Consider the following 24,819-nt stretch of genomic DNA (forward strand, 5'->3'; position numbering starts at 1 on the left):
CTTCGGGTCAGTTCAACGGGATCCAGAGATTAAGGAGTACCACCCATGGCAATGAGCGGCGGCAAGGACGATGGTTCGCCGATGATGGAAATGAACACGACGCCGTTGATCGACGTCATGCTCGTTCTGCTCATCATGTTCATCATCACGATCCCCGTGGCCACCCATTCGGTGAGCGTCAACCTGCCTGTGTCGACGCCACCGCCCCCGAATGTTGTCGTCCAGCCGATCAAGAACAAGCTGGTGCTGACCGCGACCAACACGATCCTGTGGAATGGTTCGCCGGTCACCTTTGGCAACCTTGTCTCGCTGCTTCAGGCGACCAAGGCGATGCCGGTCGAGCCGGAACTCCAGTTCCAGCCCGAAGCTTATGCCAACTATGAAATCGCGAACGAGATCATCAAGATCATCTCCGATTCCAAAGTGACCAAGTTCGGCTTTGTCGGCAACGAGAACTACGCGGCGTTCACCAAGGCGGCGCAGTAAGTTTCTCGCATGGCCCCAGACGGGGGACCGCTGCACACCATGCGGCGGGATTGCGGACCACATTGAAAAAAGGGGCGAGGCGCAAGCCTTGCCCCTTTTTTCGGCCCTTTTTGCATGGGGCACTGCGCCGATTATTCGGGCAGATCGGGCCGCATCGCAGTGGCGGCCAGGCTCTCCGCCTCGATCAGCAGGTCTTCGTCAGCCGCACCCATCGGCAGGCTTTCGCGCCCGATCATCACCAGGACCGGCACAGCCAGCGGGCTGACCCGATCAAGCTCGACATGGACCAGCCGTTCGGCCGCGCGATCGAGCAGATCGGCCAGGCGCCCCAGATCGGTCAGCCGGGCGCGTGCATCGGCCCAGGCCGCCTCGATCAGCAGGTGGTCCGGCTCATACTTGCGCAAGACATCATAGATCAGGTCGGTCGAAAAGGTTACCTGACGCCCGGTCTTGCGCTGTCCCGGCAATTGGCGTTCGACCAGGCCGGAGATCACCGCAACCTCGCGGAAGGCGCGGCGCAGCAGATAGGAACTGCGCACCCAGTCGTCGAATTCGTCGGCCAGGATGGTCGGTGACAACAGCGCTGCAGGGTCGCGAACCGGTTTGAGTCCCCATACTGCGAGCGCATAATCGTTGGCGACAAACCCCATCGGCGCGGCGCCCGCGCTTTCCATCCGCCGCGTGATCAGCATGCCGAGCGACTGGTTGGCGGTCCATCCGGCGAACGTGTAGAACACGCTGTAGGCGCGGCCGCCGTGGGGAAAGCTTTCCACCAGCAGTTCGTCGGGGCCGGGCAGGCGGCTGCGCCAATCCTGCATTTCCAGCCATTCGCGCACATCGTCGGGCATGCGGCCCCATCCCGCGCGATCGGTCAGCATGGCCTGCACCCGCGTGGCCAGATGTGTGGTCAGCGGCATCCGCGCGCCCAGATAGCTGGGGATCTGCCCCGACTTGCGTGCCGCGCGCACCAGCACCGCGTTGTCGCGCAAGCCTTCGACTTCCAGATCCAGCCCGGCAAAGCGGAAGGTATCGCCCGGCGCCAGTTGTGCGCCAAAATCCTCTTCGACTTTGCCTAGCGACCGCCCGTTGCGAAACCGCACTTCGAGCATGTCTGAATCGACGATAATCCCGGCGTTGATCCGGTAGCGCGCGGCAAGATCGGGGTGGGTCAGCCGCCAGCGGCCATCGGCGTCGCGCACGATCCGGCGGAACCGGTCATAGGCGCGCAAGGCGTAACCACCGGTGGCCACAAACGCGAGCACCCGCTGCCATGCGGCGGCGTCGAGCCAGGCATAAGGCTGCGCCGCGCGCACCTGGGCAAGCAGATCCGCTTCATCGAACGGCCCTGCACAGGCACAGGCCATCACATGCTGGGCGAGCACGTCGAGCCCGCCGGGGCGGAATTCATCGCCATCGCGCTGCCCCGCCAGCACTGCGTCGCGCGCCGCCAGGGCTTCGAGGAATTCGAACCGGTTGCCGGGCACCAGCACAGCGCGGCTCGGGCTGTCGAGCCGGTGGTTGGCGCGTCCGATCCGTTGCAACAGCCGCGAAGACCCCTTGGGCGCGCCCATCTGCACCACCAGGTCGACATCGCCCCAATCGACCCCGAGATCGAGACTGGCGGTGCACACCAGCGCGCGCAATTTGCCCTGGGCCATGGCGGTTTCAACTTTGGCGCGGGCCTCGCGGCTTAGCGATCCATGGTGAATGCCGATCGGCAGGGTGTCTTCGTTGGCATCCCACAATTGCTGAAACAGGTATTCGGCCAGAAAGCGCGTGTTGGTAAAGATCAGGGTGGTGCGATGCTGGCGGATCAGGTCATAGACTTGCGGCACCGCCCAGGTTCCGGCGTGGCCACCCCACGGCACACGGCTGTCGACCGGTTCAAGGATTTCGACTTCGGGCGCGGCGCCGTTGTCGCCCACCACCAGCGCCACACGGGCCGGATCGCCCCCCGGCGCCAACCATGCGCGATAGCCCTCGGGATCGCCCAGCGTGGCCGACAGCGCGACGCGGCGCATGCCCGGGCTCAACGCCTGCAGGCGCGCCAGTGACAATGCCAGCAGATCGCCGCGCTTGGTGGTGGCAAAGGCGTGGATCTCGTCGATCACCACGCGTTGCAATCCGGCAAACAGCGTGGCGCTGTCGGGATAACTGAGCAGCAGCGCGAGCGATTCGGGTGTGGTCAGCAGCACGTGCGGGGGCCGCGCGCGCTGGCGCGCCTTGCGGTCGCTCGGCGTGTCGCCACTGCGCGTTTCGATGCGGATCGGCAGGCCGATCGCCTCCACCGGGGTCAGCAAGTTGCGCTTTACATCGTGCGCCAGCGCCTTCAGCGGCGAGACATAGAGCGTGTGCAGCCCGTCGGGTACCGGCGCGCCGTTCAGCCGTGAGTGCGCAAACGCGGCAAGCGTCGGCAGAAAACCCGCCAGTGTCTTGCCCGCGCCGGTATCGGCGACCAGCAGGGCGTGTTCGCCACGCGCCGCCGCCGCCAGCATGTCCGCCTGATGCCGCCGCACCGCCCAGCCGCGCGTGGCAAACCACGCAGCGATTTCGGGGGGCAAGGCGGCGCTGTCCATCGCCGGACCCTAGCGGTGAACCCCGCAAGTGGCGAGCCGCCCGTCAAGGTCGGCCAGCAGGCGCTGCAATCCGTCGCCGGTCGGGCTTTCGGCGCGGGCGGTCACCAGCGCCTGGGTGTTCGACGCGCGCAGCAGCCACCAGCCATCGGGCGTGGTGACGCGTGCGCCATCGGTCGTATCGAACACCGCGTCTCCGGCACGCAAGGTGGCAACCACCGCCGCCACCACCGCAACCGGATCGTGGCCCGGTGCGGCAAAGCGCAAGTCGGGCGTGACATGCGTTTGCGGCATCGCATCGCGCAATTCGGTGATCGTCCGGCCCAGTCGCGCCGAAGCAGCCAGCACGCGCAAGGCGCCATAGAGCGCATCGTCATACCCGTAATAGGCGTCGGCAAAGAACAGATGCCCGGTCATTTCACCCGCCAGCACCGCCCCTGTTTGCTTCATTCCGGATTTGATCAGCGAATGGCCGGTCGGCGCCATCAGCGCCCGCCCACCATGCGCCGCGATCGTGTCGAACAGCGTCTGGCTCGCCTTGACATCGGCCATGATCAGGGCGCCGGGCCGTTGTTTCAGCAGATCCTGCGCCAGTATAGACAGGATCTGATCGCCCCACAGCACACGCCCGCGCCCGTCGACCACCCCCAGCCGATCGCCATCGCCGTCAAAGGCAAATCCGATATCGATGTTTCCCGCCGCGACAGCCCCGATCAGATCGCCAAGGTTCTCGACGATCGTCGGATCAGGATGGTGGTGGGGAAAATGGCCGTCAACAGCCGTAAAGAACAGGACATGCTGTCCCGGCAGATGGCCGACCAGTCGTTCGATCAGCGGGCCGGCGGCACCATTGCCCGCGTCCCAGCCGATGCGGCACCGTTCGAGCCAGGCCGGGTCTATCCCGTCGAGCGCATCGAGTATCCGCGCGACATAGGCCTGCGCCAGATCGACCTGCTCGACCCGGCCCGGTGCGAGCGGCTGCCCCCAATCCCCGGCAGCAGCGATGCGCCCCAGTTCGACTATGTCCTGGCCAAAGAATGGCTGGCCCCCAAGATCCAGCTTGAAGCCATTGTGATCCTTGGGATTGTGGCTGCCGGTTATCTCTATGCCGCCGTGCACGTCCTGGGCTGAGGCAACCGCGTAATACAGCAGCGGGGTGGGCACCAGGCCGATCCGCCGCACGGTAATCCCGCCTTCGACCAGACCCTCTACCACCGCCGTTTCGAGCGCGGGCGAGCTCAGCCGTCCGTCATAGCCGACCGCAACGCAATCGCCCCCGGCGCGCCGCACACAGACGGCAAACGCGCGCCCGACTGCCCAGGCATCGCGCGGGCCCAGCGTTTCGCCCCAGACCCCGCGCATGTCGTATTCGCGCAACAGGCTGGGGTCGAAATGGTGACCCCTGCCATCCGCGATCGGGTCATCCACGATTGCCGGGGCCCAGCCGTTCGAGCAGCACGTCGCGCGCATCGTTGGCTTCGTAGACCGCTTCGCTGGTGCCGCCGCGGTCGGGGTGAACCCGCGTGATCAGGCGGCGGTGGGCATCGATGATATCTTCGCGCCCGGCATCCGCCGGAACCCCCAGCAGCACCCGCGCGCGCTGTTCGCGCCGGGCCAGATCGCGGCCCTGCCACAGCGCCCACGGCCATTGCCCGGTGGTCCAGCGGATCACCAGACTGGCCAGCGCGGCCAGAACCGCCAGCCGTTCGATCATGTCACGCCTTCGAGCGCCAACTGGCCCTTTTGCCGCAGCACCGGCAGGTTGAGCCCGGCGATCAGCGTGCGCAGTTCCTGCCGCGCCACCAGATGGCTGGTGCCCAGTTCGCCCAGATGCCCTTTGTCGAGCAAAGTCAGCCCGCTGGGGAACAGTTCGCGATAGATCACGCGTTCGGACAGGCCGCTGGCGATGCGAAACCCGACCCGGCGCGACAGTTCGGTCAGCGCCTGGTCGATACGCCGCTGGTTGCGCGCCTCGGTATAGCCGGTGCGGTTGCGCACCACCACCCAGTCCATGTCACGCCGGGCATCGCGGATCGTGGCCATCGCGCGTTTCTTGCGCGCTTCCCAGATCAGTTCGGCATAGAATGACAGGCGGCGGACCTTGAAGGTTTCGGCATCGACTTGCCCGATCAGGTCGAAATCGACGAAGCTGTCATTGAGCGGAGTGACCAGCGTGTCGGCGCGCGTGGCCACATGGCGTGCCAGCGGGTCATCGCGGCCGGGGGTGTCGAACACGATGAAATCGGCCTCTGCCCCCATCGCTTCGACCAGCGCGTCGAGCGCCTCGACATCGTCGCCGGCATGCACCGCAAAGGTCGCGGTGGGCAGGTCGATCTGCCGCCGGCGCGCGGTTTCGGCACGATTTTCGAGATAGCGATGCAGCGTGCGCTGGCGGCTGTCGAGATCGATCGCCGCCACGCGCGCGCCCTGATAGGCCAGTGCGATGGCCACGTGGACCGCCGTGGTCGATTTGCCGGTGCCGCCTTTTTCGTTGGCAAACACGATGCGGTGTGGGCCGTTCGACACAATCTCTTCCTTCTTGGACCGGTTCACGTGATCGGGCGCTTGAATGCGACCGGGTGCGGAGCTAGGCCGGAGCGCCTAATGCGCCAACCGCCCGACTGCAATCATGTTTGGCCCCGTTTCAGCAACCCGGCGGATGGTAAAGGAGACACCGGCCCCATGCAAACTGTCTCGACCCGTGCAGAGCTGGGCAAATCGGTTGCCATGCTCAAAAGCGGGGGAAAAACCCTGGCGCTGGTGCCGACCATGGGCGCCCTGCACGAAGGGCATCTGACGCTGGTGCGGCGCGCGCGCGCCTGTGCGGATCGGGTCGCGGTGTCGATTTTCGTCAATCCCCTGCAATTCGGCGTGAACGAGGATCTTGATGCCTATCCGCGCCAGTTGGCGCAGGATCAGCGCCTCTTGCGCGCAGCCGGGGTCGACTTGTTGTGGGCGCCGGGCGTTGCGGAAATGTACCCTGACGGGTTTGCCACCACGGTTTCGGTGCAAGGGCTCGACCGCGTGCTGTGCGGCATGCACCGGCCCGGCCATTTCGATGGTGTGGCCACGGTCGTGCTCAAACTGTTCAACCAGGTCTGCCCCGATGTCGCGCTGTTCGGCGAAAAGGATTGGCAACAGTTGACGATCATCCGCCGCATGGCGCGCGATCTGGATCTGGCCTTTCCGCGCGCCGAGGCGATCATCGGCGTGCCCACTGTGCGCGAGCCCGATGGCCTGGCGCTGAGCAGCCGCAACCGCTATCTGTCGCAGGCCGAACGCGCCAGCGCGACCACGCTCAACCGGGCGATGCGCGTGGCCGTCGCCGCCATCCTGGCGGGCGATCCGGTCGGTCCGGTGCTCGATCAGGTGCGCCGCACGCTGCTGGCCGCCGGGTTCGATCGCATCGACTATGCCGATTTGCGCAGTGCCGAAACATTGGATGATCTGGCCCAGTGGCATGGCGGCGCGGCGCGGTTGCTGGTGGCGGCGCATATCGGCCGCACCCGGTTGATCGACAACATGGCCATCGAACCCGCGATGGCCCATATGCCAGAGGTTGCATAAGCACCCGAACAGGAGAGCATGTCATGGCCACGCAGATCCGTCCGAATATCGAATGCAGCGACAGCGAATGGCACGCGCGGCAGGAACTGGCAGCGTGTTATCGCATCTTCGACCTGCTGGGCTGGTCGGAATCGGTCTACAACCACATCTCGGTCAAACTGCCCGACCAGGATGGCGCGTTCCTGATCAATCCCTATGGCCTGCTCTATAGCGAGGTGACCGCGAGCAATCTGGTCAAGATCGACATCGACGGCAACACGCTGGGGTCGAGCCAGTACCCGGTCAACAAGGCCGGATTTACCCAGCATGCCTATTTCCACCGCCATCTGCACTGGGCCAACGCCATCTGCCACGTGCACACCACCGCCTCGATGGCGGTGTGCAGCCTGGAGGAAGGGCTGCTGCCGATCAATTTCTATGCCTGCAATTTCATCGGTCGGTTGGCCTATCACGATTTCGAGGGCGTGACGGTGCGCGCCGAAGAAGGCGAACGGCTGCTGGCCAATCTGGGTACGAAGAATATCCTGATGTTGCGCAACCATGGCCCGGTGGTGCTGGCGCCGACGCTGCCGTCGATGTTTGTGCAGATGTGGGCGCTGCAACGCGCCTGCGAAATTCAATTGGCGACATTGTCGATGGGGCAGCCCGCGATCCGCATTGCCGACGATGTGGTCGCGGTACACCAGCGCGATCTGGGCCAGGTCGCCGTGCCGGGCAGCGCGCCGGGGGCCACCGACTTTGCCGCCTGGGTGCGCCGGATCGACCAGATCGACCGCAGTTGGCGGGACTGAATGGCGCGTCTGACCGTCAACAACCAGCCGGTTGAATTCCACCTCGACAGCGATGTGCCACTGTTGTGGGCGCTGCGCGATGCGGCCAATCTGACCGGCACCAAATATGGCTGCGGCACCGGCGAATGCGGCGCGTGCCTGGTGATTGTCGACGGGCAGGCGATGCCCAGTTGCACGCTGTCGCTGGGCGAAGCCGAAGGGCGCGCCGTGACCACCATCGAAGGGCTGTCGCCCGACCGCAACCATCCGGTGCAACAGGCGTTCGTGGCCGAACAGGCGATCCAGTGCGGGTTTTGCGCCCCCGGGCTGGTGATAGCCGCCGCCGCGCTGCTGGCGGGCAACACCAATCCGACCGAAGCGGACATCACCACCGCGATCACCAACATCTGCCGGTGCGGGGTCGAACCCCGGCTGGTCCGCACGATCCAGCGCGCGGGGCGCATCATGCGGGGAGAAGAACCGGGCCTGCGCGTTCCCGTTCCCGCCACTGCCACCACCCCCGGACTATAAGGACCGACCATGAAAGCGACGATCTGGCACAACCCCGCATGCGGCACATCGCGCAACACGCTGGCGCTGTTGGCCGACGCCGGTGCCGAAGTGACGGTGATTGAATATCTGAAAACCCCGCCCAGCGCGGCGAAACTGGCGCAGCTATATCGCGACGCCGGGATCACCCCCCAACAGGGGCTGCGCATCCGGGGCACTGATGCCGCCGAACGCGGCCTGCCGCAGGCCGATGATGCGACCGTGCTCGCCGCAATGGTGGCGCAGCCCATCCTGATCGAACGCCCGCTGGTCGAAACCGACAAGGGCGTGCGCCTGTGCCGCCCCAAAGAGCGGGTGCAGGAAATCCTTTAAAAAGGAAGGAAGCGCCCGGCGCCGATCAGCGCGGCAGCGCAGCCGAACACCACGGCAACGCGCAAGGCTTCCTCGATCAGAACGGCAGGGTGGCGCAGAGCTTGGGACATGTCCTGTGCTCTGCGCCGCAAGAGGTTAAAAAGCGGTAAATACTATTGCGCCAGCAGCCATTCATGCAGCGATTCGAGGCAGGCCCGCGCGAGCAGTTGCGATCGTTCGGGGCTCCACCCTTGCGCGCGGCAGGGCAAATCGTCGTTGTCCTTGAACGGCATTTCCAGCGTCATCGCCACTGCGCCAAACCGTTCGGCGATCTGGTTGGTCGACATCGTCAGGTTGGCGGTGCCGGGGCGCGCCTCGGGATAGCCGCGCCGGGTCTGGAAATCGGGGGTGCGGCGTTCGAGAATCGCGCGATAGCGGCGATAGCCCGCACCCTGTTCGTCGCGCCATGACGGAATGCCCTCAAACCCGGCCAGGAACACGTGCGGGATTGCCTCGTCGCCGTGCACATCCATCGCGAAATCGACGCCGGTCGCGTCCATCGCATCGCGGATCGCCAGCACTTCGCGCGAGCGGTCGGCGCTGGGCGCGTGCCATTCGCGGTTGAGATTGACCCCGGCGGCGTTGGTGCGCAGATGGCCGCGCACCGATCCATCGGGATTGGCATTGGGCACCACATGAAACGTGCAAAGCTGACGCAGCGCGCGGCCATGCGGGTCGGCAGGATCGGTCAGCAGCGCCAGCGCACCCTCCATCCACCATTCGGCCATCGATTCGCCGGGATGCTGGCGGGCATAGAGCCACACCGTGCGCGGGCCTTCGCCCAGCGTCAGGCAGTCGATCGGGCGGCCTTCGAGGCTGTGGCCCAGCACATGGTGGGTGACGCCGGGCTCGCCCGCACTGCGCGCCACCAGATCGCCATGGCGTTCCCACGAATAGGGCGCGAAATAGGCAAACCAGCACAAGTCGCCCGCGGGGCGATGGCGGATGGTCAGCGTGCCGCCTTCGACCGCCGGGTCATAGCTGGTTTCGGTGCGGCCCCAGAACTGGCGGTCTTCGCTGAACACCGCGCGATAGGCCTCCCACCCGCCGGGATAGGCCGCCGCGGCCAGCCCGGTCAGCCGCAATTCGAGGTCGCGGCCCGCCGCCCCGGCCACACGGAAATGGAACCACTGGAAAAACTGCGAATGCGCGTCGCGGCGGATGGCGAGCCGCGCCTGGGTGCCGTCGATCGACAGCACTTCGATATTGCCGCTGTCGAACGCGGCGTCGATGATGATGGGGGTCTGAGTCATGGCGCGGTGATAATCGCGACAGGCGCGTCCGGCAATCTTACTCGCCACCACCATCGGTCGGGGCCAGCGGTTCGGCACCGGGCAGCGCCTGCACCACTTTGCCGGCCGGGAACCTGGCGAACAGCGCCGCCGACAGGCGCGGCGCGATGTGGGTGTCGTCATACCCGGTGTCGGTCATGCGCGACTGGCCCTGGGCATAGCCTTCCCACAGCACGCGGTGCGTCGTCTTGTCACGGATGCGCACGTCGAGCCGGGTGGCGACGATCGCCTTGCGCGGTTTCGACAGGTCGATGTAGAGCGCGCCGCCATAGCCATAGCCGTGGTTGCTGACCCCCACGCTGACTTCGCCGCTGACCGGTTTATGCGGCGCCTCTTCGGGGATCACCACATCGTGGCTGATCGCGACTTCGATCAGTTGCTGGGGATTGGCGGCGTCGGCGATATCATAGCCCTTGTGCGCCAACTGGTCGATCACCGCCGCTTCATAGACCGGCAGCTTGTCCTGCGGCGGTGGCACATCGCCGTTGCCGGGCAGATAGCCGGGCACATCTTCGGGCGCTGGCGGCGGTGCGGCCGGTGCGGCATCGACCACCACGATCCGCCCCTTGCCCAGCGCGTCCCCGGCGTCGGCGGCGCGGAAGGTTTCGACATCGACCCGCGTCGAGGGTTCGGCACCGCCCTGGTTGGCGACCCGCCCATAGCCATCGGACCAGCCGCCGGGATAGCGTTGCGCCGTGGCCGGGACGGCCAGCGCCACCCCCAGAACGGTCGAAATCAGCAGCGGGGCACGCAGTCCGGTCATCATGGGGCGGGTCATCGTCTGGCAATCCTGAAACTTTGTCACACTCTAGGCCGTGACATCCCACTCTACAACGGATGCTTAGGAGGATTCCTTCTATCGCTGCGGCTGCTAGGTCCTGTTCCACAGGCAATCGGGGTGATTCGCAGGCAATGACCAAAGTTCCCGTTCTCGTTACCGGCGGCGCCGGGTATATCGGCAGCCACGCGGTGCTTGCGCTGAAAGACGGCGGATGGCCGGTCGCGGTGATCGACAATCTGACCACCGGGTTCCGCTTTGCGCTGCCCGATGATGTGCCGTTCTATCAGGGCGACATCGCCGATGCCGCGTTGCTGGCGCGGATTTTTGCCGAACAGGGCACGCGCGCGGTGATGCATTTTGCAGGCTCGATCATCGTGCCCGAATCGGTCGAGAACCCGCTCAAATACTATCACAACAACACCGCCAAGAGCCGGTCGCTGATCGAGGCGGCGGTCAGTGCCGGGGTGCCCCATTTCATTTTCAGCTCGACCGCCGCGACATATGGCATTCCCGAAGTCTCGCCCGTGACCGAGGACAGCCCGCAACGACCGATCAATCCTTATGGCATGTCCAAGCTGATGACCGAGATCATGCTGGGCGACACGGCACGCGCGCATGCCATCAATTTCTGCGCGCTGCGCTATTTCAACGTGGCGGGCGCCGATCCGCAGGCGCGCACCGGGCAATCGACCGCCGGGGCCACCCACCTGATCAAGGTTGCGGTCGAGGCTGCGCTGGGCAAACGCGAATCGGTCGCGGTGTTCGGCACCGACTATGCCACGCCCGACGGTACGGGCGTGCGCGATTATATCCATGTCAGCGATCTGGCCGCCGCGCATGTCCTGGCGCTCGAAGCGCTGATTGCCGATCCGGCGCAGTCGTTGACGATGAACTGCGGCTATGGTCGGGGGTTTTCGGTGCTCGAAGTGCTCGATGCGGTCGATCGGGTGACCAACCTGACCATCGATCGCCGGTTTGAGGCGCGCCGCGCGGGCGATCCCGATGCGCTGATTTCGGACAACCGGCGGATCAAGGCGACACTGCCGTGGGTGCCGCGCTATGCCGATCTGGAAACGATCGTCGGCCATGCGCTGGCGTGGGAACGGCGGTTGACGGAAATTCGCGGGGCAGCTTGACTTTGCTAGGGCGCGCCTATACCCGCCCCCTTCTGTTTTTGGCCCGGTCAGTTCGGGCAAAGGGATTCGTCATGAAGATTCGCAACAGCCTGAAGTCGCTCAAGGACCGCCATCGCGACAACCGCGTGATCCGTCGTCGCGGCCGGACCTATGTGATCAACAAGACCCAGCGCCGCTTCAAGGCCCGCCAGGGTTGATCCACTGCGCCCCGTCACCGGGGCGCAATCCTGTCATGGGATGACCTTGAACCCTCGCCCGTAACGGCGAGGGTTTGGTCGTTAGCGGGATAGATGATGATGGTCGATGCCGTTGTGTGGGATATCGGCCGGGTGCTGGTGCAATGGGATTTCCCGCGCATCTGGCGCGACGTGATTCCCGATGATGCCGAACGCGTTGCCTTCACCACCACCGTGGTGAGCGAGGCCTGGCATTTCCGCCACGATTGCGGCGAGCCGATGGCCGACATGATCGCCGCGCGGGTCGCCGAATTCCCGCAGCATCGCGCGCTGATCGAACGCTATCGCACGCATTGGCTGCTGTCGGTGCCGGGCCCGATCGCGGGCACCCATCCGCTGGTCGAACGGTTGGCCGCGCGCGGCGTGCCGCAATATTCGATCACCAATTTCGGCGCCGATGCCTTCGCCATGTTCCGCCCGACGTTCCCGATTCTCGACCATATGGGCGCGATCGTGGTGTCGGGCGAAGAACGTCTGGCCAAGCCCGATGCGGCGATCTTCGATCTGGCCGCCGCGCGGTTTGGCCACGATCCGGCGCGGATGCTGTTTATCGATGACAACGCCGCCAATATCGCGGCCGCGCGCGCGCTCGGCTGGCAGGTGCACTGGTTCGATGGCGATGCCGGGGCGCTGGAGGCCGATCTGATCGGGCTCGGCCTGTTGTAAAGACTGTTATGGGCGCAAGGATGGCAGCCCGATCAGCGATATCTCGCGGCCATAGCCCGGCTCGCCATGGTGCGTGGCGCGGCGATAGGAAAAGAACCGGTCGGGCTGACCATAGGTATCCTCGCCCATGATGCCGACGCTGCCGACCCCGGCGGCGCGCAGGCGGTCTGCGACATAGCCTTCCAGATCGAACCAGCCGTGGCCCGCGCGACCGGCACGGAAAAAGCGCGCATTGGCGGGATCGGCGGCGACAAACCGCTGTTCGAACGCGTCATCGACTTCATAGCTTTTCTGGGCAATGCACGGCCCGACCACGGCGGCGATGGCCTGACGCCGGGCACCCAGCGCCTCCATCGCGGCAATCGTCGCATCGGTCACGCCCGCCAGCGCGCCTTTCCACCCCGCATGCGCCGCGCCGATCACGCCCGCGTGGCGGTCGTGAAACAGCACCGGCGCGCAATCGGCGGTCAGAATGCCGAGCAATAGCCCGCGCCGGTCGGTCACCAGCGCATCGGCGGGCGGGCGGTCGGTTTCGGACCAGGGTTCGGTCACCGTTACCACGTCGGCCGAATGGATCTGGTACGCGCAGACCAGCCGTGCACCGGGCATCACCGCGTCAACCGCGCGCGCGCGGTTTTCGGCGGTGGCGGTGGGATCGTCCTCGCTGCCCCAGCCGACATTCAGCCCGGCATGGATGCCGCCGCTTACCCCGCCGCGCCGACCGCAAAAGCCGTGCGCGGCCCCGGCCAGCGCGGGATGGGTCAGCGCCTCGACAGTCATGCGCCCAGGCTCTTGCCCACTTGTTCGCGCACGTCGCGCGACAGGTTCGGCTGCGCGGCGATGCGTTCCAGCTCTGCACGCATCAGGGCGGCGCGGGTCGGCTCGATCTTGCGCCAGCGGCCCAGCGGCGGGACAAACCGCGCCGCGACATTGCCGTTGATCGGATCGAGCGCGAGGATCAGATCGGCGATCAGGCGATAGCCTTCACCGTCGGCGGCATGGAACGCGGCGGTGTTGCCGGCAAAGGCCATGTACAGCGCGCGCACCCGGTTGGGGTTGGTCAGCGTGAAATCGGCGTGCTGTGCCAGCGCCTTGACATGGCGCAGTGCGTCGGGGTGCAGCGATCCGGCCTGCAACGAAAACCACTTGTCGATCACCAGCGGATTGTCGGCAAAGCGGCGGTGGAAATCGGCCAGCGCATGGTCGCGTTCGGCCCCGTCGAGCCCGCACAACACCATCAGCGCGCCCTGGCGGTCGGTCATGTTGTCGGCGGCGGCATATTGCGCGGCGGCGCGGTTGATCGCCTCTACCGGATCGGCAGGGGCGAGATAGACCAGCGCCTGCGTCTTCAGTTTGCGCGCGCCACGCGCGGCGGGATCGAGGCTATAGGGCACCGCGCTGGTGCGATCGTGCACGGCGCGCCATTGTGCCGCCAGCGTGCCGCCCAGCCAAGCCTTCAACGCCTCGCGCTCGGCGCGCACCCGACCCGGATCGACCGGGCTCAACTGTTCGGCCAGATACGTTTCGCCGGGCAGGATCACCAGTTCGCCGCGCATCAGGTCATCGATCGCGGGATCGGCCAGCACGGCGGCAAACGCCTCGCCAATGGCGGCGCGCCCGGCGGCGCGTTCGGCATCGGACAACTGGTCGGTGACCGCCGCGACCAGATGCTGCACCACCAGTTGCTGCATCGCCTCATAGCGCGCGAACGGATCGTCGTCGTGCGCGGCCAGAAACACCAGATCGGCGCTGTCGGCGCGGTGATCGATCGCCACCGGTGCCGAAAAACCGCGATTGATCGACAGCACCGGCGGCGCGGCATGGCCGGTGAAGGTGAATGTCTGGCTTTCCTCGGTCAGCACCAGCAGATGTTCGCCATCGTGCCGCCCGGTTGCGCGGTCGAACAGCGCGGTGCGCAGCGGGATCACCATGGGCTGTTTGTCGGGCTGGCCGGGGGTGGGCGGCACGGTCTGGGTCAGCGTCAGCGTGACGGTATCGCCTGCATGCGCCAGCGCCACGTCGACGCGCGGGGTTCCGGCCTGCGAATACCAGCGGCGGAACTGCGTCAGGTCGATCCCGGCGCCTTCCTCGATCGCGCGCACGAAATCCTCGCATGTCGCCGCCTCGCCGTCATGCTGGTCGAAATAGCGATCGGTGCCACGCCGAAACCGTTCGGGCCCGGCCAGCACGGTCATCATGCGGATCACCTCGGCGCCCTTGTTATAGACCGTGGCGGTGTAGAAATTGCTGATTTCCTGATAGGAATCGGGCCGGATCGGATGCGCCAGCGGGCCTGAATCCTCGGGAAACTGGGCTGCGCGCAAAATGCGCACGTCTTCGATGCGCTTGACCGGGGGCGATCCGTGATCGGCGCTGAACTGCTGATCGCGCAGCACCGTAAAGCCTTCTTTCAGCGATAGCTGGAACCAGTCGCGGCAAGTGACCCGGTTGCCCGACCAGTTGTGGAAATATTCGTGCGCCACCACGCCTTCGATCGCGTCATAATCGCCATCGTTGGCGGTTTCGGGATCGGCCAGGATATAGCGCGTGTTGAAGATGTTGAGGCCCTTGTTCTCCATCGCCCCGGCGTTGAAATCGGACACCGCGACAATGTTGAACACGTCGAGATCGTATTCACGGCCATAGGTTTGCTCGTCCCAGGCCATCGCCGCGATCAGGCTGCGCATGGCATGGTCGGTGCGCGTTTCATCGCCGGGCCGTACCCAGATCGCCAGATCGACCTGGCGCCCGCTGCGCGTGGTGAACCGGTCGCGGCTGGCCACCAGATCGCCCGCCACCAGCGCAAACAGATAGCTGGGCTTGGGCCAGGGGTCGTTCCATTGCGCCCAATGTGTGCCATCGGCATTGTCGCCCTGCGCCACCGGATCGCCGTTGGACAACAGCACGGGAAACTGCGCCTTGTCGGCCTGCAAACGCACGCCATAGCGACTGAGCACGTCGGGCCGGTCGGGGAAAAAGGTGATGCGGCGGAACCCTTCGGCCTCGCACTGGGTGCACAGCAACCCGCCCGAGGCATAGAGCCCCGACAATTGCGTGTTGGCAACCGGGTTCACCACGGTGTCAATGGTCACCACATGCGCATCGCCCGACAGCGAGACGACCAGATCGTTGCCGTCCATTTCCCAGGCATTGTGCGCCTGCCCGTCGACCAACAGTGTGGCCACCGCAATCCCGTCGCCATTGAGCCGCAGGGGGGCGCCCGCGCGCTGGCGCGTGACATGCAGCGTGGAGCGCACACGGGTCGAATCGATCGACAGCGCAAAGTCGAGATCGATCGTCGGCACCAGCCAGTCGGGCGATTGGTAATCAAGCCGACGCACGACGTGGGGCTGATCGGTGGAGGCCACGGGGGCGCTGGACATATCGTTCATAATGGCAATGTAGGGACTCCTGTCGCGCTGGCCAATGGCATTGTTCGCGCCGCGGCAAGGACGGGCCGCAACGCTGGCGGTCCCGTTCCGGAACCATCATGACAACCCTTTGCGCTTGACTCACATCGGCCGGCGCATGAACCCATGCGCCGAAACCGTGGGTCGGGGGATGACGTTGGGGGATGACATGGCGCGTGCCAATTTCTGGGTGGCTATCGCGGTGGGCTGTGCGGCGCTGGCGCCGACATGGGCGCGGGCGGCGGCGTTCGATGTAAATCATGCCACCGCGCTCTATCTGGCCGTGCTCAGCCCGGCGGCGCGGGCGCGGTCGGATGCGTATTTCGATGGCGGATTGTGGCTCGATGCGGCCTCCACGCTGATCACCGTGCTGTTGTGCTGGGTGATCCTGCGCGTTGGATTGCTCGTGTCGCTGCGCGATGCGATGCGGCGGCGGGGCTGGCGGCCGTGGGTGGTGATGCTGGCGGTCGCGGCGCTGTTCGTGCTGCTGCTGTCGCTGCTGCAACTGCCGTGGTCGATCTATGTCGATTTCCTGCGCGAGCGCCGGTTCGGGCTGATGAACCAGACATTTGGCGGCTGGCTGGGGCAACAGGCGATCGCGCTGGCGCTTACGCTGGTGGCGGGCAGTCTGGTGCTGACCGTGATCAACGCGGTGATTCGCGCCTTTCCCCGGCACTGGTGGCTGATCGGGGCGGGTGTGGTCGGGGTGCTGGCGGCGTTTTTCAGCCTGATCACCCCGGTGTTCATCATGCCGCTGTTCAACACGTATACCGATCTGGCCCCCGGCCCGCTGCGCACGCGGATCGTGGCGATGGCCGATGCCAACCATATCCCGACCAACCATATCGTGGTGTTCGATGCATCGCGCCAAAGCGACCGGATTTCGGCCAATGTCTCGGGCGTCGGGCCGACCGTGCAGATCAGCCTGACCGACAATCTGGTCAACCGCACCAGCCTGCCCGAGGCGGCGGCGGTGGTCGGACACGAAATGGGCCACTATGTGCTGGGCCATGTGTGGACCGGGATTGCGGTGATCACGCTGTTGTCGGCCGCGCAGTTCTGGCTGCTGGCGCGGTGGGCTCCGGGCGTGCTTGCTGCGGGGGCCTGGCGGCGCGGTGTGCGCGGTATCGATGACCCGGCGGCGCTGCCGGTGCTGGTCGGGCTGATGAGCGCGCTGACACTGCTGTTCCTGCCGCTCAGCAACACGTCGACCCGCTATACCGAAAGCGCCGCCGATGCCTTCGGGCTGAACGCTGCGCGCGAACCAGACGGCTTTGCGCTGGCGGCGATGAAACTGTCGACTTATCGCAAGATCGCGCCGCCGTGGTGGGAAGAGGCGCTGTTCTATGACCATCCATCGGGCCACACGCGGGTATACCGCGCGATGCAGTGGAAAAAGGACCATGTCCCCGGCGCGATCGAAGTTGTGCCTGCGCCGCTGCCCGATGTGAAGGGGCGTTAGCCGCGATGCACCTGTTCGTGTTCGGGTTGGGTTACAGCGCCGGGGTGCTGGCGCGGCGCCTGCGTGCGCGGGGCTGGCAAGTCGAGGGCACCGGACGCGGGGGCGAGATCGCCTTTGACGATCGCGCGGCGGTACTGGCCGCGCTGGCGCGGGCCAGCCACGTGTTGTCGAGCGTGCCGCCGGGGCGTGACGGGGTCGATCCGGTGCTGGCGCATTATGGCGCGGCGCCGGGCACGCGATGGATTGGCTATCTGTCCTCTACCGGGGTCTATGGCGATTGCGGCGGGGCCTGGGTCGATGAAAGCGCCGGCGTCGGCCATGGGCGGCGCACCGCGCGCAGCGAGGCGGATCTGGCGTGGCAGGCGCTGAGCGCGCGGGTGTTCCGCCTGCCCGGCATCTATGGCCCGGGGCGCAGCGCGTTCGAGCGGCTGCGCGATGGCACCGCGCGGCGGCTGATCGCGCCGGGCCAGGTGTTCAGCCGCATCCATGTCGACGATATCGCGGGCGGAGTGATCGCCGGGCTGGGCGCGCCCGCCGGGGTCTACAATCTGGCCGATGACGAACCGTGCGATCAGAACGCGGTGATGGAGGAGGCGGCGCGGCTGTCCGGCATGGCGCCGCCGCCGCTGGTGCCGCTGGCCGAGGCCGACCTGTCGCCGATGGCGCGCGCGTTCTACGCCGAAAACCGCCGTATCGCCAATGGCAAGGCGCGCCGCGTGCTCGGCTGGCGCCCCCAATACCCCAGCTATCGCGAAGGGCTGCGCGCCTGCATGCGCCCGCGCAGCGCGACGACCAGCCCGATCAGCGACAGCACTGCGCCCGCGGCATTGAGCGTGGACCAGCGATAGCCTTCGAACAGCGTGGACAACGCCATCGCCACCACCGGCACCAGCACCCCGTTATAGGCCGCGCGCCCCGGCCCCATTTCGCGCAGCAGCAGGTTGTACAACGGGAACGTCAGCACCGATCCAACCAGCGCCAGGTAGGCCACGCACCCGGCATAGGCGGGCGACCAATCGAACACTGGCGGCCCTGACAGCACCAGCGCGATCACGCAATCGGCCCCGGCGCCGAACAGGAATGCCCAACCCAGCAGCATCGCGGCCGGAACCGTGCGCGCGACTTGCGCCGCCTGCAGCACATTGCCGGTCGATGCGAACAGCAGCGCCAGCGCGGTCATCGCCGCGCCCAGCGGCACATCGCTGCCCGACGGCGCGGCGCGATATTCGTGGACCATCAACAGCACCACGCCGCTCAGCGCGATCACAGATCCCAGCACGAACCGGCGCGTGATCGGCGTGCCCAGAAACACCCGGCCGAACACCGCATTGGGCACCAGCAACAGCGCGAACACCACCGCCACCAGCCCCGACGTCAGATGGCCTTCGGCGCGATAGACAAACTGGAAATTGCCGCAGAACAGGCTGAGCCCGATCAGCGCGGCCTGGATCAGCACGCGGCGTTCGGGCACCAGCGCACCGACGCGAATGTCGCCGCGCATCAGCCCCAGCGCGAACATGCCGATCGCCGCGCCGACAAAGCGCCAGGTCACCGACCAGCTTGGTGGCACCGGGCCGATCTGCGCCTTGATCACCAGCCAGGTCGATCCCCAGACCAGCGCGGTCACCACAAAGGCGGCGATCACGCGCGGATCGGCGCGCGCATGGGTGCCCGTCACAGGGCCGCGATTGCCCGCGCCAGCGCGGCGACATGCGCCGGATCGCTGTTCCACGAGGTGACCAGCCGCGCGGCGCCCGGTGCTCCTGCAGGGGCGACCCAGTCATAAAAATCGAACCCTGCCGCGCGCAGTGCCGCCGCTTCGGCGGGGTCGACGATCAGGAACACTTCATCGGATTCGACAGGATGGATCAGCCGGTCACCTGCCGCGGCGGCCAGTTCGGCAGCGGAGGCATTGGCCGCGCGGGCATTGGCCAGCCATAGATCGCCCTCCAGCAGCGCCAGGATCTGCGCGGCCAGATAGCGGCCCTTCGATTGCAGATGCCCCGCGCGCTTGCGCTGGCGGTGGATGGTATCGACCAGTGCCGGGTCGCGCCCTTCACCGAACAGCACGATTGCCTCGGCCCCCAGACCGCCGTTCTTGACCATGCCAAAGCTCAGCGCATCGACCCCGGCGTCGACCGTGATCGCCGCCGGGTGACAGCCCAGATGCGCTACCGCATTGGCAAATCGCGCCCCGTCCATATGCAGCCACAGATCGCGCGCTCGGGCCAGCGCGCCGATCGCGGCGACGTCGCCGGGCGCATAGACGCGGCCATATTCGCTCGCCTGGGTGATCGAGATGGCGTGGGGTTGCACCCGGTGCACATCATCGCGGATCGGCGCGAGCGCTGCGTTGATCGTGGCGGGGGTCAGCCGCGCGGCATCGCCTTCGGCCAGGATCAGCTTTGCCCCATGGGTATAGAACCCCGGCGCGCCGCCCTCGTCGGTTTCGATATGCGCCTCGCGATGGCACACCACCCCGCCATGGGGCGGCACCATCGCCGCCAGCGCCAGGCAATTGGCCGCCGTGCCGGTGGCCACCCAGATGGCCGTCGCAGGCTGGCCAAACAGTGCCGAAAACGCCTCGTCCAGCCGCCCCGACAGCGCATCGCCGTCATAGGCGGTGTCGGGCGCATCGGCGGCGGCCATCGCGGCCCAGACGCGGGGGTGGACAGTGGCGGCGTTGTCGGAGAAGAATTTCATGATCCGGGGCATGCGGCCCCGCGCCGCCGTGGTCAAGATGATGAAAGGGACGCAACGCCATGACGATCGCCCCGGCCCGTTCTCCTCGTCACCCCGGGCTTGACCCGGGGTCCCGCTTTCTTCGCCTTTCGAAGACCGCTCACACCAGCGTGTCGTAAAGATCGCGCCAGTCAGGATTTGCGCGCTCTATCAGATCGAACTTCCACGCGCGCTGCCAACGCTTGATCTGCTTTTCGTGGGCAATGCATTCTTCGATCGTTGCGCCCCCGTTCCGCCCAGACGAGCCTGTGCAGACCGTAGCGTTCGCAAAAATCCGATCCATCGCCAGACCAATGCTGGAAGATCCGTTTGGACAGATCTGCGGTAACGCCGATATAGATCGTGCCGCGATAGCGATCTGCCATGATATACACCCAGCCGCCGCGACTTTCCCGATCCATCGGTTGATCTGAAGGCAAGCGGGACCCCGGGTCAAGCCCGGGGTGACGGGTGGTTGCGCGATCGATCTTGTGCGGGTGGACGGCAGGAAATGGTGCTGCTGGGGAGGATTGAACTCCCGACCTCAGCCTTACCAAGGATGCGCTCTACCACTGAGCTACAGCAGCACACCATTTCCTGCGATCGTCCCATCCAGCGCGTGGCGCCGTTGGGGCAGGCGCGCCCTTTGGCGGTGGGGGGCGGCTTTGTCAAGCGGGGCTTGCACTGGCGCGTGCCATTCGTCACAGCAGGGGCGATGACGACGCGCGAACCCCCTTCCCCGGCAACCGGCAAGGCCGATCGACAGGCGCGGCTGGCCGAACAGTTGCGCGCCAATCTGCGTCGGCGCAAGGCGCAGGCGCGCGCGATCGATGCCGCTGCGCCGCCCAAAACCGACCTTCCCAAACCGTGACCAAGCCGCTACGTCGCGGCTCTCGTTTTTTGCGCCAACAGGAATGCCGATGCCCCGTCTGATCCTCGTCCGCCATGGCCAGTCGCAGTGGAACCTTGAAAACCGCTTTACCGGCTGGTGGGATGTCGATGTCACCGACAAAGGCGCCGCCGAAGCGTTTGCCGCCGGGCAATTGCTGCGCGACAAGGGCGTGTTGCCGACGCGCGCGTTCACCTCGGTGCAGACCCGCGCGATCAAGACGCTGCATCTCGTGCTCGAAGCGGCGGGGCGGCTGTGGATTCCCGAAGTCAAGGACTGGCGGCTGAACGAGCGGCACTATGGCGGGCTGACCGGGCTCGACAAGGCAGAGACTGCGGCCCGCCACGGCGAGGAACAGGTCAAGATCTGGCGCCGCAGCTTTGACACCCCGCCGCCCCCGCTCGAAGCGGGCAGCGCGTTCGATCTGTCGGGCGATCCGCGCTATGCGGGTATTGCGATTCCCGCGACCGAAAGCCTTAAGGACACCATCGCGCGCGTGCTGCCCTATTACGAGGCGGCGATCGCCCCCGTGCTGGCGGCGGGCGAAACCGTGATCGTGGCCGCGCACGGCAATTCGCTGCGCGCGCTGGTCAAGCATCTGTCGGGCATATCGGATGCGGATATCACCGGTCTGGAAATCCCGACCGGGCAGCCGATCATCTATGAACTCGATGACACGCTGGCGGCGACCGACCGCTATTACTTGTCCGAACGCTAAAAGGGCCCGTGCAATGACCGCAAGCGCGCCGGTGGCCGTGATCATGGGCAGCCAGTCCGACTGGGAGACGATGGCGCACGCGACCAAAGTGCTCGACCGGCTGGGCGTGGCGCATGATTGCCGCATCGTTTCGGCGCACCGCACCCCCGAACGGCTGGTCGAATTTGCGCGCACTGCGCATCTCCAGGGCTTTCGCGTGATCATCGCAGGTGCGGGCGGCGCGGCGCATCTGCCGGGCATGGTCGCCTCGATGACGCATCTGCCGGTGCTGGGCGTGCCGGTGCAGTCAAAGGCGTTGCAGGGCCTCGACAGCCTGTTGTCGATTGTCCAGATGCCCGGCGGCATTCCGGTCGCCACGCTGGCGATCGGCGCGGCCGGGGCGACCAATGCCGGGATTCTGGCAGCCTCGATCCTGGCACTGTCGGATGCGGACCTGACCGAGCGGCTGGTGGCGTTTCGCGCCGAACAGACCGATGCCGTGGCCGAACGCCCGGCCTGAACAGGACAGCGTGCGATGATTCCCCCCGGCGCGACGATCGGCATCCTCGGTGGCGGCCAGCTTGGCCAGATGATCGCGCTGGCGGCGGCGCAACTGGGCTATCGCTGCCATGTCTATGCGCCAGAGGCCGATGCGATCGCCGCCGATGTCTGCGCGGCATCGACGCGGGGCGCCTATGACGACACCGCTGCGCTGGCGGTATTTGCCGCGCAATGCGCGGTAGTGACCTATGAATTCGAAAACGTCGCCGCCGCGCCGCTGGCCGCGATCACCCCGCATGCCCCGCTGCACCCGCCGATCCGTGCGCTGGAAGTGGCGCAGGACCGTGTGGCCGAAAAGAGCTTTGTCGAACCGCTCGGCGGGCGCCCGGCGCCGTGGATGGCGGTTGACAGCCCGGCCGATCTGGCCGTGGCGGTGGCACGGATCGGCACGCCCGGCGTGCTCAAGACCCGGCGCGACGGCTATGACGGCAAAGGGCAATGGCGGATCATGGCGCCCGCCGATGCGGATTCGCTGGACTGGCCCGGCGTGCCGCTGATCTACGAAGGGTTCGTGACCTTTTTCGGCGAGTTTTCGGTGATCCTGGTGCGCAGCGCCGATGGCGCGATCCGGTTCTGGGACAGCGCGCACAACGAACACGAAAACGGCATCCTGGCGCGTTCGACCGTGCCCGCCCCGGCGGCGATCCTGGCGCAAGTGCCGGCGGCGCGCGCACTGGCCGCCAAAGTGGCCGATGCGCTGGGCTATGTCGGGGTGCTGACGCTGGAATTCTTTGCCACGGATCAGGGCCCGGTGTTCAACGAAATGGCGCCGCGCGTGCACAATTCGGGGCACTGGACGATCGAAGGCGCGCTGACTAGCCAGTTTGAAAACCATGTTCGCGCCATCTGTGGCCTGCCGCTGGGCGATACCGCGCTGGTCGGCAGTGGTGTCGTGATGGACAACCTGATCGGTGATTCCGCGCGCGACTGGCCCGCGATCCTGTCCGACGGCGCCAACCACTTGCACCTTTATGGCAAGGCCGCCGTGCGCCCCGGGCGCAAGATGGGCCATGTCACCCGGCTGGTGCCGTGACGCGTATGGCACGGGGGTTGACCATCATTGTGGCGCGCGCCAGTGATGGCACCATCGGGCATGGCGGGCGCCTGCCCTGGCACTTGCCCGCCGATTTGCGCCGGTTCAAGGCGCTGACCATGGGCAAGGCAATGATCATGGGGCGCAAGACCTTTGATTCGTTGCCCGGCCTGTTGCCCGGTCGCCGCCACGTGGTGCTGACCCGCGATACCGCCTGGCACCGCGCGGGCGCCGAAGTCGCTGCTACGCCCGAGGCGGCGCTGGCGCTGGCCGGTGACGATGCGGCGGTGATCGGCGGAGCCGAAGTGATCGCGCTGTTCGAACCTGTTGCCACCCGCATCGAACTGACCGAAGTGGACGGGCTCTATGCGGGCGACACGGTGATGCCAGCCCCCGGCGCGCAATGGCGCGAAGTCGCGCGCGAGGCGCACGAGGGGTTTGCGTTCGTGTCGTTGGAAAGGGCCCTGGCCTGATGCGTTTTGATGCCCGCCAGGCCCTGCCCGATGCCTATCGCGGTGCGATCATCGCGCTGGGCAATTTCGACGGGTTTCACCTGGGCCATCAGGCGGTCGCGCGCGCGGCGGTGGAATGGGCGCGGGCCGAGGGTCGTCCCGCGATCATCGCCACGTTCGATCCGCATCCGGTGCGCCATTTTCAGCCCGACACGCCGCATTTCCGGCTGACCACGCTCGACCAGCGCGAGGTGTTGTTTGCCGCCGCCGGTGCCGATGCCATGCTGGTGTTCCATTTCGATGCCGAACTGGCGGGTACCACGGCGGCCGATTTCGTCGGTGCGCTGCTGGTCGGCCGGCTGGGCGCGGCGGGCGTGGTCACGGGACAGGATTTCACCTTTGGCAAGGCGCGCGGCGGCAATGTCGAGGTGCTGGCGCAGCTTGGCGCGACGCTTGGCCTGCGCACGCGTACGGTCGGCCCGGTGATGATCGGGGGCGAGGTCGTTTCATCGAGCCGTATCCGCGATGCGCTGACATCGGGCGATCCGACGACCGCCACGCGGCTGATGACCCGGCCGTTTGCGGTGCGCGGATCGGTCCAGCATGGCGACAAAGTCGGCCGCACGATCGGCTTTCCCACCGCCAATCTGGCGATGGGCAACTATCTGCGCCCGCGCTATGGCATCTATGCGGTAACCGCGCGGCTGGCCGACGGGCGCCTGTTGAAGGGTGCGGCCAATCTGGGCGTGCGGCCGATGTTCGATCCGCCCAAGGAATTGCTCGAACCGCATTTCTTCGACTTTTCGGGCGATCTTTACGGACAGGATATCGAGGTCGCGTTCCACCATTTCCTGCGCGGCGAATGGGCATTCGATTCGCTCGACGCGCTGATGGCGCAGATCGCCAAAGACTGCGACGAGGCACGCCACCTGCTGGCCGATATATAGCCCCTGTAAGGGGCTGACCCGAAACTGGCGTTTCGGGAAGTCGGCACCGGCCCGCTCCCCCACTCGACCACCCATAGGATACCTATAATTGGGTGGTCGGCTCCTCAGCGAAAACGTCCCCCGGACGTTTTCGTGCTCTTCGTCGCGGGGAGCGGGCCGGTGCGGACTTCGAAACGCGCCCTTTCGCGCGTTTCGTGAAACCAGCCTCTTGACGCGCGC

26 protein-coding genes, 1 tRNA gene and 1 pseudogene are annotated in these 24,819 nt (G+C 66.4%); 16 read left to right on the forward strand and 12 right to left on the reverse strand.

The genetic code is table 11. From position 1 onward, the window contains the following. Window positions 1–45: 45 nt before the first annotated feature. The gene (locus AQZ49_RS13650; protein WP_067616534.1) at window positions 46–486 is read left to right on the forward strand and encodes an ExbD/TolR family protein; all 441 of its coding nucleotides are present in this window, start codon (window positions 46–48) and stop codon (window positions 484–486) included. A 131-nt stretch (window positions 487–617) separates the two neighbouring features. On the opposite strand, the gene AQZ49_RS13655 is transcribed toward AQZ49_RS13650, so the two are convergent. Genes AQZ49_RS13655 through AQZ49_RS13670 form a run of 4 tightly spaced genes read right to left on the reverse strand, consistent with a single transcriptional unit; the run spans window position 618 to window position 5,612 of the window. Then, window positions 618–3,062, reverse strand: a complete 2,445-nt coding sequence (locus AQZ49_RS13655) for a ligase-associated DNA damage response DEXH box helicase (protein ID WP_067616536.1) — start codon at window positions 3,060–3,062, stop codon at window positions 618–620. A gap of 9 nt (window positions 3,063–3,071) precedes the next feature. Further along, the gene (pgmG, locus tag AQZ49_RS13660; protein WP_255355427.1) at window positions 3,072–4,487 is read right to left on the reverse strand and encodes a phosphoglucomutase/phosphomannomutase PgmG; all 1,416 of its coding nucleotides are present in this window, start codon (window positions 4,485–4,487) and stop codon (window positions 3,072–3,074) included. Beyond that, on the reverse strand, window positions 4,480–4,773 hold the full coding sequence (locus AQZ49_RS13665) for a J domain-containing protein (RefSeq protein ID WP_067616539.1): 294 nt from the start codon (window positions 4,771–4,773) through the stop codon (window positions 4,480–4,482). The genes pgmG and AQZ49_RS13665 overlap by 8 nt, the downstream gene beginning before the upstream one ends. Further along, on the reverse strand, window positions 4,770–5,612 hold the full coding sequence (locus AQZ49_RS13670; RefSeq protein ID WP_067616541.1) for a division plane positioning ATPase MipZ: 843 nt from the start codon (window positions 5,610–5,612) through the stop codon (window positions 4,770–4,772). The genes AQZ49_RS13665 and AQZ49_RS13670 overlap by 4 nt, the downstream gene beginning before the upstream one ends. 129 nt (window positions 5,613–5,741) lie before the next feature. On the opposite strand from AQZ49_RS13670, the gene panC reads away from it, so the two are divergent. Genes panC through arsC form a run of 4 tightly spaced genes read left to right on the forward strand, consistent with a single transcriptional unit; the run spans window position 5,742 to window position 8,278 of the window. Beyond that, a complete protein-coding gene (gene panC / locus AQZ49_RS13675; protein WP_082701785.1) occupies window positions 5,742–6,626 on the forward strand; it encodes a pantoate--beta-alanine ligase in 885 nt (294 codons plus the stop codon). 23 nt (window positions 6,627–6,649) lie between these two features. After that, window positions 6,650–7,417, forward strand: coding sequence for a class II aldolase/adducin family protein (locus tag AQZ49_RS13680; RefSeq protein ID WP_067616543.1), 768 nt, complete (start codon window positions 6,650–6,652; stop codon window positions 7,415–7,417). Continuing rightward, window positions 7,418–7,927 carry a (2Fe-2S)-binding protein gene (locus tag AQZ49_RS13685; protein WP_067616545.1) on the forward strand — a complete coding sequence of 170 codons (510 nt, stop codon included), beginning with the start codon at window positions 7,418–7,420 and terminating at the stop codon, window positions 7,925–7,927. Window positions 7,928–7,936: 9 nt separating this feature from the next. Then, on the forward strand, window positions 7,937–8,278 hold the full coding sequence (gene arsC / locus AQZ49_RS13690; RefSeq protein ID WP_067616547.1) for an arsenate reductase (glutaredoxin): 342 nt from the start codon (window positions 7,937–7,939) through the stop codon (window positions 8,276–8,278). A 152-nt stretch (window positions 8,279–8,430) separates the two neighbouring features. On the opposite strand, the gene AQZ49_RS13695 is transcribed toward arsC, so the two are convergent. Both AQZ49_RS13695 and AQZ49_RS13700 read right to left on the reverse strand, forming a co-directional pair. Then, a complete protein-coding gene (locus tag AQZ49_RS13695; protein WP_067616549.1) occupies window positions 8,431–9,570 on the reverse strand; it encodes a M14 family metallopeptidase in 1,140 nt (379 codons plus the stop codon). 37 nt (window positions 9,571–9,607) lie between these two features. Continuing rightward, complete coding sequence (locus AQZ49_RS13700; RefSeq protein ID WP_067616551.1) at window positions 9,608–10,387, reverse strand: DUF4136 domain-containing protein; 780 nt, start codon at window positions 10,385–10,387, stop codon at window positions 9,608–9,610. Between the two features lie 134 nt (window positions 10,388–10,521). Between AQZ49_RS13700 and galE the strand changes: the two genes are divergently transcribed. From galE to AQZ49_RS13715, 3 genes are all read left to right on the forward strand, one after another. After that, window positions 10,522–11,526, forward strand: a complete 1,005-nt coding sequence (gene galE / locus AQZ49_RS13705; protein WP_067616553.1) for a UDP-glucose 4-epimerase GalE — start codon at window positions 10,522–10,524, stop codon at window positions 11,524–11,526. 71 nt (window positions 11,527–11,597) lie between these two features. Continuing rightward, a complete protein-coding gene (ykgO, locus tag AQZ49_RS13710) occupies window positions 11,598–11,723 on the forward strand; it encodes a type B 50S ribosomal protein L36 (protein ID WP_008069451.1) in 126 nt (41 codons plus the stop codon). 99 nt (window positions 11,724–11,822) lie between these two features. Then, entirely contained in the window at window positions 11,823–12,428 is a 606-nt protein-coding gene (locus tag AQZ49_RS13715) for an HAD family hydrolase (RefSeq protein WP_156428297.1), read from the forward strand. A 6-nt stretch (window positions 12,429–12,434) separates the two neighbouring features. Here AQZ49_RS13715 and pgeF read toward each other — a convergent pair whose 3' ends face one another. Beyond that, window positions 12,435–13,208, reverse strand: coding sequence for a peptidoglycan editing factor PgeF (gene pgeF, locus AQZ49_RS13720; protein WP_067616557.1), 774 nt, complete (start codon window positions 13,206–13,208; stop codon window positions 12,435–12,437). Beyond that, a complete protein-coding gene (gene pepN / locus AQZ49_RS13725) occupies window positions 13,205–15,820 on the reverse strand; it encodes an aminopeptidase N (RefSeq protein WP_067616559.1) in 2,616 nt (871 codons plus the stop codon). Before pepN ends, pgeF begins: the two co-directional genes overlap by 4 nt. Before the next feature lie 169 nt (window positions 15,821–15,989). On the opposite strand from pepN, the gene AQZ49_RS13730 reads away from it, so the two are divergent. Then, entirely contained in the window at window positions 15,990–17,300 is a 1,311-nt protein-coding gene (locus tag AQZ49_RS13730) for a M48 family metallopeptidase (protein WP_231739230.1), read from the forward strand. A 5-nt stretch (window positions 17,301–17,305) separates the two neighbouring features. Further along, the gene (locus tag AQZ49_RS13735; RefSeq protein ID WP_067616561.1) at window positions 17,306–18,148 is read left to right on the forward strand and encodes a Rossmann-fold NAD(P)-binding domain-containing protein; all 843 of its coding nucleotides are present in this window, start codon (window positions 17,306–17,308) and stop codon (window positions 18,146–18,148) included. On the opposite strand, the gene AQZ49_RS13740 is transcribed toward AQZ49_RS13735, so the two are convergent. From AQZ49_RS13740 to AQZ49_RS13755, 4 genes and pseudogenes are all read right to left on the reverse strand, one after another. Continuing rightward, window positions 18,046–18,978, reverse strand: a complete 933-nt coding sequence (locus AQZ49_RS13740; protein WP_067616563.1) for a DMT family transporter — start codon at window positions 18,976–18,978, stop codon at window positions 18,046–18,048. The genes AQZ49_RS13735 and AQZ49_RS13740 overlap by 103 nt on opposite strands. Then, a complete protein-coding gene (locus AQZ49_RS13745) occupies window positions 18,975–20,003 on the reverse strand; it encodes a threonine aldolase family protein (protein WP_067616690.1) in 1,029 nt (342 codons plus the stop codon). Before AQZ49_RS13745 ends, AQZ49_RS13740 begins: the two co-directional genes overlap by 4 nt. Before the next feature lie 139 nt (window positions 20,004–20,142). Beyond that, window positions 20,143–20,443, reverse strand: a pseudogene (locus AQZ49_RS13750) (GIY-YIG nuclease family protein). 90 nt (window positions 20,444–20,533) lie between these two features. Continuing rightward, window positions 20,534–20,608: transfer RNA gene (locus tag AQZ49_RS13755), tRNA-Thr, on the reverse strand. A gap of 128 nt (window positions 20,609–20,736) precedes the next feature. Between AQZ49_RS13755 and AQZ49_RS22575 the strand changes: the two genes are divergently transcribed. The 6 genes from AQZ49_RS22575 to AQZ49_RS13785 are packed head-to-tail and all read left to right on the forward strand — an operon-like array spanning window position 20,737 to window position 24,600. Then, the gene (locus AQZ49_RS22575; protein WP_197411035.1) at window positions 20,737–20,892 is read left to right on the forward strand and encodes a hypothetical protein; all 156 of its coding nucleotides are present in this window, start codon (window positions 20,737–20,739) and stop codon (window positions 20,890–20,892) included. 49 nt (window positions 20,893–20,941) lie between these two features. After that, entirely contained in the window at window positions 20,942–21,628 is a 687-nt protein-coding gene (gene gpmA / locus AQZ49_RS13765; RefSeq protein ID WP_067616692.1) for a 2,3-diphosphoglycerate-dependent phosphoglycerate mutase, read from the forward strand. Window positions 21,629–21,641: 13 nt separating this feature from the next. After that, window positions 21,642–22,127 carry a 5-(carboxyamino)imidazole ribonucleotide mutase gene (gene purE / locus AQZ49_RS13770; RefSeq protein WP_067616567.1) on the forward strand — a complete coding sequence of 162 codons (486 nt, stop codon included), beginning with the start codon at window positions 21,642–21,644 and terminating at the stop codon, window positions 22,125–22,127. Between the two features lie 15 nt (window positions 22,128–22,142). Continuing rightward, entirely contained in the window at window positions 22,143–23,201 is a 1,059-nt protein-coding gene (locus AQZ49_RS13775; RefSeq protein WP_067616569.1) for a 5-(carboxyamino)imidazole ribonucleotide synthase, read from the forward strand. 5 nt (window positions 23,202–23,206) lie between these two features. Further along, window positions 23,207–23,674 carry a dihydrofolate reductase gene (locus AQZ49_RS13780; protein ID WP_067616570.1) on the forward strand — a complete coding sequence of 156 codons (468 nt, stop codon included), beginning with the start codon at window positions 23,207–23,209 and terminating at the stop codon, window positions 23,672–23,674. After that, complete coding sequence (locus tag AQZ49_RS13785) at window positions 23,674–24,600, forward strand: bifunctional riboflavin kinase/FAD synthetase (protein ID WP_067616572.1); 927 nt, start codon at window positions 23,674–23,676, stop codon at window positions 24,598–24,600. Before AQZ49_RS13780 ends, AQZ49_RS13785 begins: the two co-directional genes overlap by 1 nt. Window positions 24,601–24,819 lie beyond the last annotated feature (219 nt).

The sequence above is a fragment of the Novosphingobium sp. FSW06-99 genome (assembly GCF_001519065.1).
In the GTDB taxonomy this organism is placed as follows: Bacteria; Pseudomonadota; Alphaproteobacteria; order Sphingomonadales; family Sphingomonadaceae; genus Novosphingobium.